15 protein-coding genes are annotated in these 14,528 nt (G+C 60.0%); 13 read left to right on the forward strand and 2 right to left on the reverse strand.

Annotated elements, in window-relative coordinates:
- Nucleotides 1-5 precede the first annotated feature (5 nt).
- Genes QMK58_RS01490 through QMK58_RS01500 form a run of 3 tightly spaced genes read left to right on the forward strand, consistent with a single transcriptional unit; the run spans nt 6 to nt 4,170 of the window.
- Nucleotides 6-1,538, forward strand: a complete 1,533-nt coding sequence (locus QMK58_RS01490) for an MFS transporter (protein ID WP_320395786.1) — start codon at nt 6-8, stop codon at nt 1,536-1,538.
- Between the two features lie 26 nt (nt 1,539-1,564).
- Entirely contained in the window at nt 1,565-2,635 is a 1,071-nt protein-coding gene (locus tag QMK58_RS01495) for an HlyD family secretion protein (protein WP_320395787.1), read from the forward strand.
- Nucleotides 2,632-4,170, forward strand: a complete 1,539-nt coding sequence (locus QMK58_RS01500; RefSeq protein ID WP_053160661.1) for an efflux transporter outer membrane subunit — start codon at nt 2,632-2,634, stop codon at nt 4,168-4,170. Before QMK58_RS01495 ends, QMK58_RS01500 begins: the two co-directional genes overlap by 4 nt.
- Nucleotides 4,171-4,177: 7 nt before the next feature.
- Here QMK58_RS01500 and QMK58_RS01505 read toward each other — a convergent pair whose 3' ends face one another.
- Together QMK58_RS01505 and QMK58_RS01510 are read right to left on the reverse strand one after the other, a co-directional pair.
- Nucleotides 4,178-4,936: a slipin family protein gene (locus QMK58_RS01505; RefSeq protein WP_053160662.1), complete on the reverse strand. Its 759-nt coding sequence runs from the start codon at nt 4,934-4,936 to the stop codon at nt 4,178-4,180.
- Between the two features lie 2 nt (nt 4,937-4,938).
- Nucleotides 4,939-5,484, reverse strand: coding sequence for an NfeD family protein (locus QMK58_RS01510; RefSeq protein WP_053160663.1), 546 nt, complete (start codon nt 5,482-5,484; stop codon nt 4,939-4,941).
- A gap of 200 nt (nt 5,485-5,684) precedes the next feature.
- Between QMK58_RS01510 and QMK58_RS01515 the strand changes: the two genes are divergently transcribed.
- The 10 genes from QMK58_RS01515 to QMK58_RS01560 all read left to right on the forward strand — a co-directional run bounded on the left by QMK58_RS01515 (nt 5,685) and on the right by QMK58_RS01560 (nt 14,489).
- Entirely contained in the window at nt 5,685-6,146 is a 462-nt protein-coding gene (locus QMK58_RS01515; protein WP_053160664.1) for an aminoacyl-tRNA deacylase, read from the forward strand.
- 130 nt (nt 6,147-6,276) lie between these two features.
- Nucleotides 6,277-6,522, forward strand: a complete 246-nt coding sequence (locus QMK58_RS01520; RefSeq protein WP_053160665.1) for a DUF2789 domain-containing protein — start codon at nt 6,277-6,279, stop codon at nt 6,520-6,522.
- Nucleotides 6,523-6,596: 74 nt separating this feature from the next.
- Nucleotides 6,597-6,842, forward strand: a complete 246-nt coding sequence (locus tag QMK58_RS01525; RefSeq protein WP_053160666.1) for a type II toxin-antitoxin system prevent-host-death family antitoxin — start codon at nt 6,597-6,599, stop codon at nt 6,840-6,842.
- A gap of 127 nt (nt 6,843-6,969) precedes the next feature.
- Entirely contained in the window at nt 6,970-7,398 is a 429-nt protein-coding gene (locus tag QMK58_RS01530) for a MarR family winged helix-turn-helix transcriptional regulator (RefSeq protein WP_053160667.1), read from the forward strand.
- The gene (locus QMK58_RS01535; protein WP_053160668.1) at nt 7,395-9,467 is read left to right on the forward strand and encodes an FUSC family protein; all 2,073 of its coding nucleotides are present in this window, start codon (nt 7,395-7,397) and stop codon (nt 9,465-9,467) included. Before QMK58_RS01530 ends, QMK58_RS01535 begins: the two co-directional genes overlap by 4 nt.
- Complete coding sequence (locus QMK58_RS01540; protein ID WP_053160669.1) at nt 9,464-9,673, forward strand: DUF1656 domain-containing protein; 210 nt, start codon at nt 9,464-9,466, stop codon at nt 9,671-9,673. The genes QMK58_RS01535 and QMK58_RS01540 overlap by 4 nt, the downstream gene beginning before the upstream one ends.
- Nucleotides 9,670-10,557 (forward strand): HlyD family secretion protein, encoded by an 888-nt coding sequence (locus tag QMK58_RS01545; RefSeq protein WP_053160670.1) that lies wholly within the window; start codon nt 9,670-9,672, stop codon nt 10,555-10,557. The genes QMK58_RS01540 and QMK58_RS01545 overlap by 4 nt, the downstream gene beginning before the upstream one ends.
- Nucleotides 10,554-12,002 carry an efflux transporter outer membrane subunit gene (locus tag QMK58_RS01550; RefSeq protein WP_320395788.1) on the forward strand — a complete coding sequence of 483 codons (1,449 nt, stop codon included), beginning with the start codon at nt 10,554-10,556 and terminating at the stop codon, nt 12,000-12,002. The genes QMK58_RS01545 and QMK58_RS01550 overlap by 4 nt, the downstream gene beginning before the upstream one ends.
- 93 nt (nt 12,003-12,095) lie before the next feature.
- Nucleotides 12,096-12,731: a hypothetical protein gene (locus QMK58_RS01555; RefSeq protein WP_053160672.1), complete on the forward strand. Its 636-nt coding sequence runs from the start codon at nt 12,096-12,098 to the stop codon at nt 12,729-12,731.
- A 252-nt stretch (nt 12,732-12,983) separates the two neighbouring features.
- On the forward strand, nt 12,984-14,489 hold the full coding sequence (locus tag QMK58_RS01560; protein WP_320395789.1) for a YdgA family protein: 1,506 nt from the start codon (nt 12,984-12,986) through the stop codon (nt 14,487-14,489).
- Nucleotides 14,490-14,528 lie beyond the last annotated feature (39 nt).

Below are 14,528 nucleotides of genomic sequence, written 5' to 3' on the forward strand. Positions count from 1 at the left end.
CAGTAATGACTTCCCTCACGGTCCCGACGCCAGTCATCGCGACCCGCTCGGCGCCCTCGGCGCAAGTCTTCGGCCCGCGCATCATCATTGGCCTGGTGGGCGTGTTGCTGGCGGTGCTGGTGTCGGGTCTGAACGAGATGGTGACCAAAGTCGCCCTGGCCGATATTCGCGGCGCGTTGGCCATTGGCTACGACGAAGGCACCTGGCTGGTTGCCAGTTACACCGCGACTTCGGTGGCCGCCATGGCCTTCGCGCCGTGGTGCGCGGTGACGTTCTCGCTGCGTCGGTTCACCTTGTGCGCCATCAGCCTGTTCACCCTCTTGGGCGTGCTGTGTCCGTTTGCGCCGAATTACGAAAGCCTGCTACTGATGCGCACCTTGCAAGGCCTGGCTGGCGGCGCTTTGCCGCCGATGTTGATGACCGTCGCCCTGCGCTTTCTACCGGCCAACGTGAAGTTGTATGGCCTGGCCGGTTATGCCCTGACCGCCACGTTCGGTCCGGGCCTTGGAACGCCATTGGCCGGGTTGTGGACCGAGTATGTCGGGTGGCAGTGGACCTTCTGGCAAATCATCGCACCGTGCCTGATTGCAATGGTTGCCGTGGCGTATGGGCTGCCGCAGGACCCTTTGCGGCTGGAGCGTTTCAAGCAATTCAACTGGCGCGGACTGCTGCTGGGGTTTCCAGCGATTTGCATGCTGGTGATCGGCATTTTGCAGGGCAATCGACTGGACTGGTTCGAGTCCGATTTGATCTGCGTGTTGCTCAGTGGCGGACTGTTGTTGCTGGTGCTGTTCTTGATCAATGAATGGTCGCAGCCGATTCCGTTTTTCAAGATGCAGATGCTCGGCATCCGTAACCTGTCGTTCGCCTTGCTGACCCTGGCCGGCGTACTGGTAGTGCTGCTGGCGGTGATCATTATTCCGTCCAGTTACCTGGCGCAGGTCCAGGGTTATCGCCCGGTGCAGACCGCGCCGATCATGCTACTGGCGGCGCTGCCGCAATTGATTGCGCTGCCGTTGGTGGCGGCGTTGTGCAATTTTCGCTGGGTCGATTGTCGCTGGGTGCTGGGTATCGGCTTGAGCATGCTGGCGCTGTCCTGCATCGGTGGTTCGCAGTTGACATCGGCGTGGATTCGCGACGATTTCTATGTGCTGCAATGGTTGCAAATCTTCGGTCAACCGATGGCAGTGCTACCGCTGCTGATGTTGTCCACCGGCAGCATCAACCCGATGGAGGGACCGTTCGCCTCGGCCTGGTTCAATACCGTCAAAGGCCTGTCGGCGGTGATCGCCACAGGCGTGATTGAGGTGCTGACCACGTCGAGGCTGCACTTCCATTCGACGATGCTCGTTGACCGTCTCGGCAATTCTCCCCTGAACGACGACAACGCCCCTGGCCTCGCCCATCGCATACATGAACAAGCGGTGGTGCTGACGGCTTCGGATCTTTATCTGTGCATGGCCGGCATTGCGGTGACGCTGATCCTGCTGATTTTCTGGCTGCCGACGCGGACTTATCCGCCACGCGCGCCGACCTGATTGCTCCACGGAAACTGAAGGTTTTTATGAAGACTCAAGCAAAGCAAAAAATCGCCGTGGCAGTGGCTGCCGCGTTGGCCGTCGGTGTGCTGTTTTATCTGGCAGTGCCTGACCTGTTCGGTAAACGCACGCAGCAGAGTACCAATGACGCCTTTGTTTCGGCTGACTACACCCTGGTGGTGCCGCGGGTGGCCGGGTTCATCAGGCAGGTGCTGGTCGAAGACAACCAGCAGGTCAAGGCCGGGCAGTTGCTGGCGTTGATCGATGACCGGGATCTGCGCGCCGCTGCCCAGGCTGCCGACGCTGAAACCCTGGTCGCTCGGGCGCAACTGCAAAACGCCAAGGCGACCCTTGAGCGGCAGTCTTCGGTGATTGCTCAAGCGCAATCGTCGGTGGTTTCGGCCAAGGCCGAGATGGCATTCGCCGAGCATGAACTGAACCGCTACAACCACTTGGCCGGCGTGGGTGCCGGTACGGTGCAAAACGCTCAGCAAGCGCGCACGCGCATCGACCAGGCCAGCGCTCGGCTGGCGAATGCCACGGCCGTGCTCGCGGCGGAGCGCAAACAGGTGGAGATCCTCGCCGCTCAACGCGATGCTGCCGAAGGCGGATTGAAGCGGGCGCAAGCAGCACTGGAAATGGCCAGCTATGAATTGTCTTACACACGGATCGTTGCGCCTCAGGATGGCATGGTCGGTGAGCGTGCGGTGCGGGTCGGCGCTTATGTCGTGCCGGGGAGCAAGATCCTCGCAGTGGTGCCGTTGGCTCAGGCTTATGTGATGGCCAACTTTCAGGAGACTCAACTGACCGACGTGCAGCCAGGGCAGCAGGTGCAAGTGCGCGTCGACAGTCTCGGGGGCGCGGCGCTCAGTGGTCGGGTCGAGAGCATTGCGCCGGCCACCGGGGTTACCTTCGCTGCGGTTAAACCGGATAACGCCACCGGCAACTTCACCAAGGTGGTGCAGCGGATTCCGGTGAAGATCGTGCTGGAACCGGGGCAGCCATTGGCTGAACGCTTGCGGGTGGGGATGTCGGTTGAGGCGAGTATCGATACCGTCAGCTCGGTGACGTCTGCGCGCGAGGTGACGCAGCGATGAGCTACGTTGATCGTGCTGACGTCATCGCGAGCAGGCTCGCTCCTACCGTTGACCGCATTCACCTGTGGGAGCGGGCTTGCTCGCGAAGGGGTCATCAGGCGCGACCAGTCCTGGGTGCCTTGCTCGCCATCAGTCTCAGCGCCTGCACCGTCGGCCCGGATTTCCAGAAACCTGATGCGCCGAAAATTTCCGAATGGTCCAAGCCCGCCAGAAGCGGACCCAGCCAAGCCATCGCCGAGTCCTTGGGCGAGCGCTGGTGGGAGGTGTTCAACGATCCCAAACTCTCGGACCTTAGCCAGCGCGCATTGACCGACAACCTCGACCTGAAGCTGGCCAGCAGCCGCTTGCAGCAAAGCCGCGCCGTGCGCCAGGTGAACACCGCCAACCGTTATCCCAATACCGCCGCCAGCGGCAGTTACGCACGCAAACGCAACAGTGGCGAAGGGCTGAACGATCCGTCCGGCCATAACGGCGATTCCGCGTTCAACCTGTGGGATGGCGGTTTTTCAGCTTCCTGGGAGCTGGATTTCTGGGGTCGGGTACGCCGCGAAACCGAAGCCGCCGACGCCACCCTGGAAGTCGCGGAGAACGACCGGCGCGGGGTGCTGTTGTCGGTGCTGGCCGAGACCGCCCAGGACTACATTCAGCTGCGCGGCGTGCAAAACACCCGGCTCGTGACCGAACAGAACCTCGACGTCGCTCGCCACAGCCTGAAGCTTTCGCAGCTGCGCCTGGCCGATGGTGTCGCCACCGATCTGGACGTCGCCGAAGCCGCTGCACAAGTCGCAGCCATCGAAGCGCGCCTGCCGGCGCTGGAGCAACGCCAATCGCAACTGATCAACGCCTTGAGCCTGTTGATGGGTGAGCCGCCCCAAGCGCTGGCGGCAGAGTTATCCACAGACGCGCCGGTGCCGCAAACGCCGCGTCAGGTCGCCATTGGCCTGCCGTCGCAACTGGCCGAACGTCGTCCGGACATTCGTCAGGCCCAAGCGCGTCTGCATGCCGCCACTGCGAGCATCGGCGTGGCCAAAGGTGATTTTTACCCGCGCATCACCTTGTCGGGGAACATCGGCTCACAAGCCATGCAGCTGAGCGATTTCGGCTCCTGGGGTTCGCGCTCATTCGGCATCGGCCCGCAATTCAGCCTGCCGCTGTTCGACGGCGGACGCTTGCGCGGTGTGCTTGATTTGCGCGAAGCGCAGCAGCAAGAAGCGGCCATCGCATACCAGCAAACCGTATTGCGCGCCTGGCATGAAATCGACGATCAACTGACGAGCTACAACGCCAGTCAGCTGCGTCGCGACAGCCTCGCTGAAGCGGTGCGCCAGAACCGTATCGCCTTGCAAACCGCACAACAGCAATACGTTGAGGGTGTGGTGGATTTCGTCACTGTACTGACCGTGCAAGGCGCCTTGCTGGCCACGCAGGAGCAGTGGGTTGAGAGTTCGACCGGCGTGTCGTTGGCCGCGGTCGGGTTGTACAAGGCGTTGGGCGGCGGGTGGCAATCGGTCTATCCGCTGACGGCGCAACGCTGAAAACCATTCAAGGTTTCGACGACAAATCCGCCATGCCCTTGAGCAATTCAATCGGCAGGGGAAAGACGATGGTCGAACTCTTGTCGCCGGCAATCGAATTGAGGGTCTGCATGTAGCGCAACTGCATGGCCCCCGGCTGGCGCCCGAGCATTTCTGCCGCCTGCATGAGTTTTTCCGAGGCTTGCAGTTCGCCCTCGGCGTGGATCACCTTGGCCCGTCGTTCCCGTTCGGCTTCGGCCTGTTTGGCGATGGCGCGGATCATCGATTCGTTGAGGTCGACGTGCTTGATTTCGACGTTGGCGACCTTGATGCCCCACGCATCGGTCTGAGCGTCGAGCACTTGCTGGATATCCAGGTTCAAGCGCTCGCGCTCGGCGAGCAGTTCGTCGAGTTCGTGCTTGCCGAGCACCGCTCGCAACGTGGTCTGCGCCAGTTGGCTGGTGGCGGCGAAGAAATCCTCGACCTGAATGATCGCTTTCTGCGGATCGAGCACGCGAAAGTACAGCACTGCATTGACCTTGACCGACACGTTGTCGCGGGTGATCACGTCTTGCGACGGCACGTCCAGCACCACGGTGCGCAAATCGACCCGGACCATTTGCTGGACCACTGGAATCAGCAGGATCAGGCCGGGTCCCTTGACCTGCCAGAAACGCCCAAGCTGGAACACCACCCCGCGCTCATACTCGCGCAGGATACGGAACGTCGATCCCGCCAATGCGATCAGCAATAACAGCAGCGCGACCATACCCAGTTGCACACCCATGTCTATTCTCCGCCCGGCGCCGCGTCAGCCGCGGCCACTTGCAGCAGCAGGCCCTGGCGCGCCACCACCCGCACCCGTTGACCGGGTTGCAGCGGTGTTGTGCTGAGCACTTGCCATTGTTCTCCTTGCAGGTGCACCCAGCCGCCACAGGCGTTGCCGACTTGCACTGATGTGACCGGCGTTTCGCTGCCGACCAGCCCGGCATCACCGCTGACCGTGTGCCGCGGTCGGGTTTTCAGGGCGTGTATCACCAGAAAAACAAGCAGCAAAGCGCTGAGCAATGCCAAGCCGATCATCAACGGCACAGGCACGTCGGTGTTGGTCAGAATCACCGCGCCGATCACGAACATCACGATCCCGCCCAAGCCGATCACGCCGTAATTGGGCAGGGCGGCTTCGGCAATCAGAAAAGCGATGCCGAAGGTGATCAGCCAGATCCCGACCGGGTTGGGAGCCAGCAAGACAACCGTGTCTGCGGCGAACGTCGATCCGCTCAACGCCAACGCCAACGCCAACAGCAGCGCAACGGTACAACAACGCGTGTTCACTTGACCCTCCGGGAGAGTCGTGGAGGTGACTATGAATACAGTTTAGTTGAGCCGGGGCTTGTATGAATTTTGCTCAAATGATAGCGGCGTCCGATGAGCGGATTTCCCGCTGCCACCGGCCAGCGGGCCTAGACTTTCAGTACGGTAAAAAGTGTTAAACCATCGTCCGCCAGAAACTGTGGCGGGCACCGAGGTGCATCATGCGTATGGCAAGAACCGTGCAACGCAGCCTGGAAAAGGCGCAATGCGAATATGACATCGTCACTCACCCGCATTCGGCCAGCAGCCTGGAAACGGCGCGGGTCGCGGGTATTCCGGCGGAACGGGTGGCCAAGTCGGTCATCCTCGATGACCACCATGGTCATTACCTGATGGCGGTGCTGCCCGCCAGCCGTCACCTGGACCTGAGCAAGGTCCGCAGCAGCGGCGAATGGCAGGTCTCCCGGGAAAGCAATCTGCCGCACCTGTTCGACGATTGCGAACGCGGCGCCGTGCCGGCGCTGGGTGAGGCCTATGGGCTGGATGTGGTGATCGATCCGTTGCTGACCCGGCAAAAAGACATCTATCTGGAGGCGGGTAATCACACCAATCTGCTGCACATGAACATGCCGGACTTTTTGAAAATGGTGCCGCATGCTGAAGTGCGGGAGTTGAGTCATTGAGTTTGGCGATGTTCATGGCATTGCGTCCGCGAGCAGGCTCGCGCCTACAGAGAGTCACATTTTCCCTGTAGGAGCGAGCCTGCTCGCGATGACCGCGCAGCGCTCGCAAAATTGACCACAGGAGTCCAACATGGAAAACCCAACACACAGCCTCCCATCCCTGTTCAAACAACTCGGCCTGGCCGACGACGCCGAGAGCATCGACAAATTCATCGCCACCCATTCACCGCTCAAGCCTGATTTGCATCTTGCGGATGCGTTCTTCTGGAACAAGAGCCAGGCGGATTTGCTGCGAGCCGAGATTCTGGATGATGCGGATTGGGCGGAGGTGGTGGATCAGTTGGATGTGCTGTTGAGGAAGGGGCGCGGGGTTTAATTTTTCTGATGGATGGCGGTTTGCTCGATCACTGGTAATAGACCGGAATTAAGACCTTATTTGAGGTCTTAATTATGCAGAGTGTATTGGCCGATATGGCCGTTAGCGTCTCGGAGTTGAAGAAAAACCCATCGGCTGTTTTGAATGGTGCCCATGGGGGACCGGTTGCGGTGCTCAATCACAATCGCGTCATGGGTTACATGGTTCCAGCCGATGTTTTTGAGGCCATGATGGAGCGCCTTGATGATTTGGAGTTGGCGGAGATCGTTCGTTCTCGTCGTGACGAGACACCGATTCCAGTGTCACTGGATGACCTATAGGCATCCAGATGCGGCGCTCAAATTTGTTTCAAAACTTGACGATAAATCCCCTCCAATGCCATATTGATAGTTAGCAAACTAACAGTGTGTGTTTTCCCTCGTGTCCGATCCCCTCGACATTCTCCAGATGAACATCAGCAGTTCCATGGTGGTGGCCGCCAGGCATTGGCGCAAAATCTGCCAGACCACGCTGGCCAACCATGGAATCTCCGAAGCTTGCGCCGTACCGTTGCTGATGATCGGTCGGCTGGGCGAGGGCGTGCGTCAGGTGACGGTGGCTCACGCGGCGGGAATGGAGAGTCCGTCACTGGTGCGCCTGCTCGATCAACTGTGCCATGGCGGCTACGTTTGCCGCACCGAAGATGCGCAGGATCGGCGTGCCAAATGCCTGAGCCTGACTGAAACCGGTCGCGAGCTGGTTCAAACGGTTGAAATCGAGCTGGTGCGCTTGCGCCATGTGGTCCTGGACGGCATTGACCCAAGTGATCTGGAAGCTACGCTGCGGGTATTGAGAGCATTTGAAGCGGCCACGCCGCCATCGGTGGGCAACCCTTGAACGGATTTTTCTCTGGCATGCCCCCGGCGCGGGACTGGTTCTATGGTGTACGCACCTTCGCCGCCTCGATGATTGCGCTGTACATCGCGCTGCTCATGCAAATGCCGCGTCCTTATTGGGCGATGGCCACGGTGTACATCGTTTCCAACCCGTTCCTCGGCCCCACCACGTCAAAGGCGTTGTACCGTGCAATTGGTACCTTTGTCGGCGCTGCAGCGGCGGTTTTGTTCGTGCCGATGTTCGTCCAGAGTCCTTACATTCTGGTGGTGGTGATTGCGCTATGGACAGGGACATTGCTGTTTCTGTCGCTGCATTTGCGTACCGCCAACAACTACGCCTTGATGCTGGCCGGTTACACCTTGCCGCTGATTGCCTTGCCGGTGGTGAATAACCCCTTGGCGGTGTGGGATGTGGCGGAAGCGCGGACTGAAGAAATTTTCCTCGGCATCGCCGTGGCAGCCGTGATGGGCGCAATGTTCTGGCCCCGTCGTCTGGCGCCGGTGTTCAATGATTCGGTGAGCAAATGGTTCGCCGATGCATCGAACTACAGCCTGCGATTTCTCAACCGCGACGTGAAGCCTGATGAAGTCAGTGCGCTGCGCATGTCGATGGTCGCGAACTTCAACAGCCTGGAACTGATGATCGGACAGTTGTCCCACGAGGGCTCGCTTCCGCAAACCGTGCGCAACACCAAGGAGTTGCGCGGACGAATGATTCACTTGCTGCCGGTGATCGATGCCCTCGACGACGCATTGTATGCGCTGGAACGACGCACTCCCGAGCTTGTGGATAAGTTCTCGCCGTTGCTGGCGGCGGCCACTGAATGGCTCGACCATAAAGATGCGGATCTCGACCGCTGGCGTGCGCTGAAAGACCAGCTCGATGCCCTGCAGCCCGAGCCGCAAGCGCTGGATGATCGCAAGCAACTGCTGTTTTCCAACGCCATCTACCGCCTCGGCGAATGGATCGATTTGTGGCAGGACTGCCGAAGCCTGCAATACGCCATTCAGTGCGAGAGCCAGGACAACTGGCGCGCGGTCTATCGGCACTGGCGCCTGGGTCGGCTGACACCGTTTCTGGATCGCGGCCTGATGTTCTACTCCGCCGCTTCCACCGTCACCGCGATCATTGTCGCTTCGGTGTTGTGGATTCTGCTCGGCTGGACCGATGGTGGCAGCGCGGTGATTCTGGCCGCGGTGGCGTGCAGCTTCTTCGCCTCGATGGACGACCCGGCTCCGCAGATCTACCGGTTTTTTTTCTGGACGGCGATGTCGGTGGTGTTCGCCAGCCTTTATCTGTTTCTGGTCCTGCCCAACTTGCATGATTTTCCGATGCTGGTGCTGGCCTTCGCCGTACCCTTCATCTGTGTGGGCACGCTGACGGTCAAGCCGCAGTTTTACCTGGGGATGCTGCTGACGTTGGTCAACACCTCGTCCTTCATCAGTATTCAGGGCGCCTACGACGCGGACTTCCTCAGCTTCGCCAACTCCAACCTCGCCGGCCCCATGGGCTTGTTGTTCGCGTTCATCTGGACTCTGATCGCCCGGCCGTTTGGTGCCGAATATGCCGCCAAGCGCCTGACCCGTTTCAGCTGGCGCGACATCGTCAGCCTTGCGGAGCCGGCCACGCTGGCCGAACACCGCCAGTTGGGTGTGCAGATGCTCGACCGGTTGATGCAGCATCTGCCGCGTCTGGCCATGACGGGCCAGGACACCGGCATCGCCCTGCGCGAAGTACGGGTGGCGCTGAACCTGCTGGACTTGCTGGCCTATTTGCCACGCGTTTGCGGCACGCCACAAATGTTGTTGCGTCAGGTGGTGGCCGAGGTCGGCGAGTATTTCAAGGCGTGCCTCAAGGCTGGCGAACGGTTGCAGGCACCGAGCCCGTTGCTCATGACCCTCGATCGCACTCGCCGCGCCCTCAACGGTGCCGGTGATGATGAAACCCGTAGGCACTTGCTGCACGCCTTGAGCGGCCTGCGTCTGGCATTGCTGCCGGGCGTTGAGTTTGTCGGCGCCGCCGAAGTCGAAGAACCGCTTCCCCATGGCATCGATGGAGCGCCTTTATGATCGGTGATCTGGATATCAGCGGGGTGTTCCTGCCCACGCTGCTGGTGCTGATGGGCATTACGTACGTGATTTACCTGTTGGTGCACGGGGTGCTGACGCGCCTGCACTTTTACCGTCTGGTCTGGCACCGGGCATTGTTCAACGTGGCTCTCTACGCCGTGCTGCTGGGCGCCGTGGATTCACTCAGTCGATACCTGATGACATGAAAAAACCGTTTTTAACCTTGGGTCGTGTGGTGTTGACCCTGTTGATCGTAAGCTTCGCCGTTGTCGTGGTCTGGCGCATGGTCATGTATTACATGTTCGCGCCATGGACCCGTGACGGGCACATCCGTGCCGACATCGTGCAGATCGCGCCGGATGTCTCCGGGCTGATCCAGCAAGTGGATGTGCGTGACAACCAGATGGTCAAACGTGGCCAGGTGCTGTTCAGCATCGATCCGGACCGTTTCAAACTGGCCCTGCGCCAGGCGAAAGCGGCGGTCGCTGACCGTGAAGAAACCCTGGCCCAAGCTCAGCGCGAAGCCAAGCGTAACAAGGGTCTGGGCAACCTGGTGCCGGGCGAACAGCTTGAGGAGAGCCAGTCTCGCGTGGCTCGTGCACAGGTTGCGCTGATGGAAGCCCAGGTGGCGGTGGACAGCGCGCAGCTCAACCTTGATCGCTCGGTAATCCGCAGCCCGGTGGACGGCTACGTCAACGACCGCGCCCCGCGTGCCCAGGAGTTTGTCAGCGCCGGGCGGCCGGTGTTGTCGGTCGTCGACAGCAACTCGTTTCACATCGACGGCTATTTCGAAGAAACCAAACTGAACGGCATCCATGTCGGCCAGAGCGTCGACATTCGGGTGATCGGCGACAACGCACGCCTGCGCGGCCATGTGGAAAGTATCGTCGCTGGTATCGAAGACCGCGACCGCACCAGTGGCAACAACCTGCTGCCCAACGTCAACCCGGCGTTCAGCTGGGTGCGCCTCGCGCAGCGAATTCCCGTGCGGATCGCCTTCGATGACGTGCCGGCGGATTTTCGCATGATCGCCGGACGCACCGCGACGGTCTCGATTATCGACGACAAAAATCGGGAGCCTGAGCAATGAGCAAGGCCTCGGGTTTAGCGGTTGCAGGCTTAGGCCTGCTGCTGTCGGCGTGCCAGGTGGTCGGGCCGGATTATCACTTGCCCGAAGCGGCCGCCGTCCACCGCGAAGACTTGCAGGGCAACCTGGCGCACGACGCTAAAACGGTGGTGTCGGCACCCGTCCCCAGCGATTGGTGGCGCTTGTATCAGGACCCGCGACTCGACCAGTTAGTGCAGCAGGCCATGGCCTCCAACACCGATTTGCGCGTGGCGGCGGCCAGTCTGTTGCGGGCTCGCGCTCAGGTCGATCAGGCTGAGGCTGCGGGTGGCTGGAGTGGCGGCGTGAAGATGGGCGCCCAGCGTTTGCAGGAATCTGGCGAAGCGTTCCTGCTGCCGGAAAAAGTGCCGGTGGCCAACATCGGTGACATCGGCATCAGTGCCTCGTATCAGTTTGATCTGTTCGGTACGCTGCAGCGTGGCATCGAGGCGGCCAAGGCCAATGCCGATGCGACCCAGGCCGCCGCTGATACGGCACGCATCACCTTGGTGGCCGACGTGGTCCGCGCCTACACCCAAGTGTGTGCGGCCAATGAAGAGCGGGAAATTGCTCAGCACTCTCTTGATCTGCAATCGCAAAGCACTACGCTGATCCAGCGACTGCGCGATGCCGGGCGAGGGGACGAAACCCAGGTCACCCGTTCGCAAACCCAATTCAAATCCTTGCGCGCTGACATGCCGCGCTATGAAGCGGCGCGCCAGGCGGGTCTGTTCCGTTTGTCGATGTTGCTGGCCAAACCGCTGGATCAACTGCCAGCCGGCACCGCGAATTGCGCCGAACTGCCGAAAATCGCCCAATTGGTGCCAGTGGGCGATGGCGCCGCGTTGCTCAAGCGTCGTCCTGACGTACGGCAAGCCGAGCGGCGATTGGCTGCGGCAACCGCCACCATCGGCGTCGCCACCGGCCAGTTGTATCCGGACATCAGCATCGGCGCGACCATCGGTACCGTCGGTATCCTGGATAATCTGGGCGAGCCGTCCACCAACCGCTGGGGTTTTGGACCGTCGCTGACCTGGACTGTGCCGACGAACGGCGCCCGGGCAAAAATCCGCGAAGCCGAGGCGGTGACCCAGGCAACGCTGGCGCATTTCGACGGCGTGGTGCTTAACGCCATTCGCGAGACTCAAACCGGTCTGGCTCAGTACTCCGCGTTACTTCAGCGGCGCGATGCGCTGGCAGACGCCGAACAATCGGCAAAATTGGCCGCCGATCAGACGCACCGCTTCTTCCAGGCTGGCCGCGCATCGTTTTTGGCCGACCTGCAGGCCACCCGCACCTACACTGATGTGCGAGCGCAGTTGGCCACTGCGAACACCCAGGTCGCCATGAGTCAGATCGATTTGTTCCTCGCCTTGGGTGGCGGATGGGAAAGCGGACGAACGCAAGCATCTAACGCCAGCAAACCCTGAGGCCGTTGCTATGCTTTGAAATGTTGGAAGGGCGCCCCGTGCAAAGCGCCCTTGCTTCACACAAGGCTCGCGCAGGTCATGGGGAAACCAATAATGAAAAACCCTTATGCTCTCGGCTTCTGGTGCGCCGTCGTGGCGCTGGTGCTGCTCTCGGCCACGTATTTCTACGGCATCATGCTGGCCCAGCAGATTGACAAGGCGCTGGCGTTCCTCGACAGCGCCGTCGCACTGATTGCCGTAATGTCCGTCGCAGTGGTGGCCTGGGCATCCGTCCAGACGCAACGCATTAAAAAAAGACAACTCGAACAAGGCAAGACTCTGGTGTTGATCTGGGACACCAAGGTTGCGCTGCGCCGTGTCGAAACGGTATTCGATCGCTATTTCTGGGGCAGCTACTGGCAGCCGGGGCGCACGTTTCAGGAAGTCATGGGTGAACTGACTGGCACACCGCTGGAAAAAAGCCTCGAAACCCTGAAAAAGCAGTGCCTTGAACTGGACAAACAAATCGACGACGACGGCCGACACTGGCTCAGTAACGCCCGGGAACTGGCCGATGTCGCCACGGCCATGGCTCGTGAGCGCTATCAACTGGATTTCTGCGACCCGCGCGGCGAAGTGACGGGTGGGGCGGTGATCAATCGCGATTTCGAGGTGCTGGTTTATACTTGGACCGCGCGGCTGAAATCTTTCGATCATCAACTCGATGAGATCGAAGTCCAATACTCCTGATCGCATCAAGATCGCAGCCTTCGGCAGCTCCTACATGAAATGACGAAAATTCCGTAGGAGCTGCCGAAGGCTGCGATCTTTCCTGACCCTACGTTCCCCCCAAATTCCAAGACACTCTTTAACCTTTAATCATTGGGTCGCCCAGCGCGCCTGGTGCTAATCTGCATTCCACTTTTTGCGCAGTCGAGCCGCAACCCGTCTAGGGTTCAGGGAAGACGACATTTTCAACAACGGACATTGAACGGGTCATACATGAATAAATCAGCAGGCGTGCTTCTGGGAATTGTTGTTGCCATTGGCGCCATCAGCGCAGGCGGAGCCTGGTTCACCGGCACCAAAATCGAAGGTGTGTTGAACACCTCCATTGGCGATGCCAACAAGGAACTGCAAGCGGCCATGGTTGGGTCCAACGGCACTGCGTCGCTGGAGCTGGTCTCGCTGGAACGTCATGTATTCAGCAGTACCGCGCACTACCGAGTGAAGGGCGAAGGTGAAATGTTCGGCGAAGCGCCGATCGAGTTGCTGTTCGTCGATCATATCGAGCACGGCCCGCTGCCGTTCTCGCGATTGATATCGCTGAAATGGCTGCCAGTCATGGCGACCAGTCACTACGAACTGGAAAAAACCCCGCTGACCGAGAAGTGGTTCGCCGCCGCCAAAGACAAATCGCCGCTGACCGGTGTGGTCAATATCGGTTACGACAATTCCACCAACGGCACTCTCGAATTGCAGCCGCTGGAAATGGCGCTGGATGACAAATCGAGCATGAAGTTCTCCGGCCTGAATATGGATGTCTCAGCCAGTGCCCAAGCAAAGAAGGTCAAGGCTGACGGCTACATGGACAGCCTGAAAGTGATCACCGTTTCCGAAGATCAGGCGCCGGTGCAGGTCGAGTTGAACGGCCTGACTTTGGCCAGCAACCTGACCAAAAGCACCTACGGGTTCTACAGCGGCGAGAACGTCCTGGAACTGGCCAGCGGCAAGTCGACGTTTGGCGTAAAACAGTCAGTGCTGGACTTCAAGAAATTCGAAATGAAAAACCTCACCGAAGAATCGGGGACCAGCGCTTCCGGGCGGGCCGATTACAAGGTGGCCGAAGTCTCCCTGAACGGTAAGACCATCGGTTCTGCGGCATTGGCGATGAGCCTGAAGAACCTCGACATCCCGGCAACCATGTCGTTGATGCAGGTTTACCAGACCAGGCTGCAGCCGTACGAACGAGCGGCTGCGGAAGCGACAGCGGCCGGGTTGCCGGCACCGGAACTGAAGCTGAGCGAGGCTGAAGAGGCGCTGCTCAAATCCAGCCTGGAAAAACTCCTCGCGGCCGGTCCACAGGTTGCCCTGGAAAACCTGTCGATCAATACCGCCAACGGTGAAAGCCGCGCCAGCCTCGTGCTTGATTTGACCAAACCTCAAGCCATTGATCTGCCGACAGAGCAGTTGGTCAGGCAGTTGATCGCGCTGCTGGATTTCAATCTGAAAGTATCCAAGCCGATGCTGGTAGATGTGCTCACTGTGCAATCGCAAATCGACGGCCAGACCGACGCAAAGCTGATTGCCGATCAGGCGACTGCCACGGCGGACATGTTCAGCGGCATGGCGGTGGGTTCGCAATTGGCGAAACTGGACGGTAATGACATCGTCACCAAGCTGCATTACGCCAACAACCAGGTGGATTTCAACGGCCAGAAAATGACCGTTGAAGAGTTCGCCAGCTTCCTGATGAGCAAGTTCGCGGGTGCTGGGCAAATCCAGTAAAAACCGCACCTGCTCTAGGGAAGGTCTCGAATCAGCCGC

This window comes from Pseudomonas sp. P8_241 (genome assembly GCF_034008315.1).
Taxonomy (GTDB): Bacteria; Pseudomonadota; Gammaproteobacteria; order Pseudomonadales; family Pseudomonadaceae; genus Aquipseudomonas.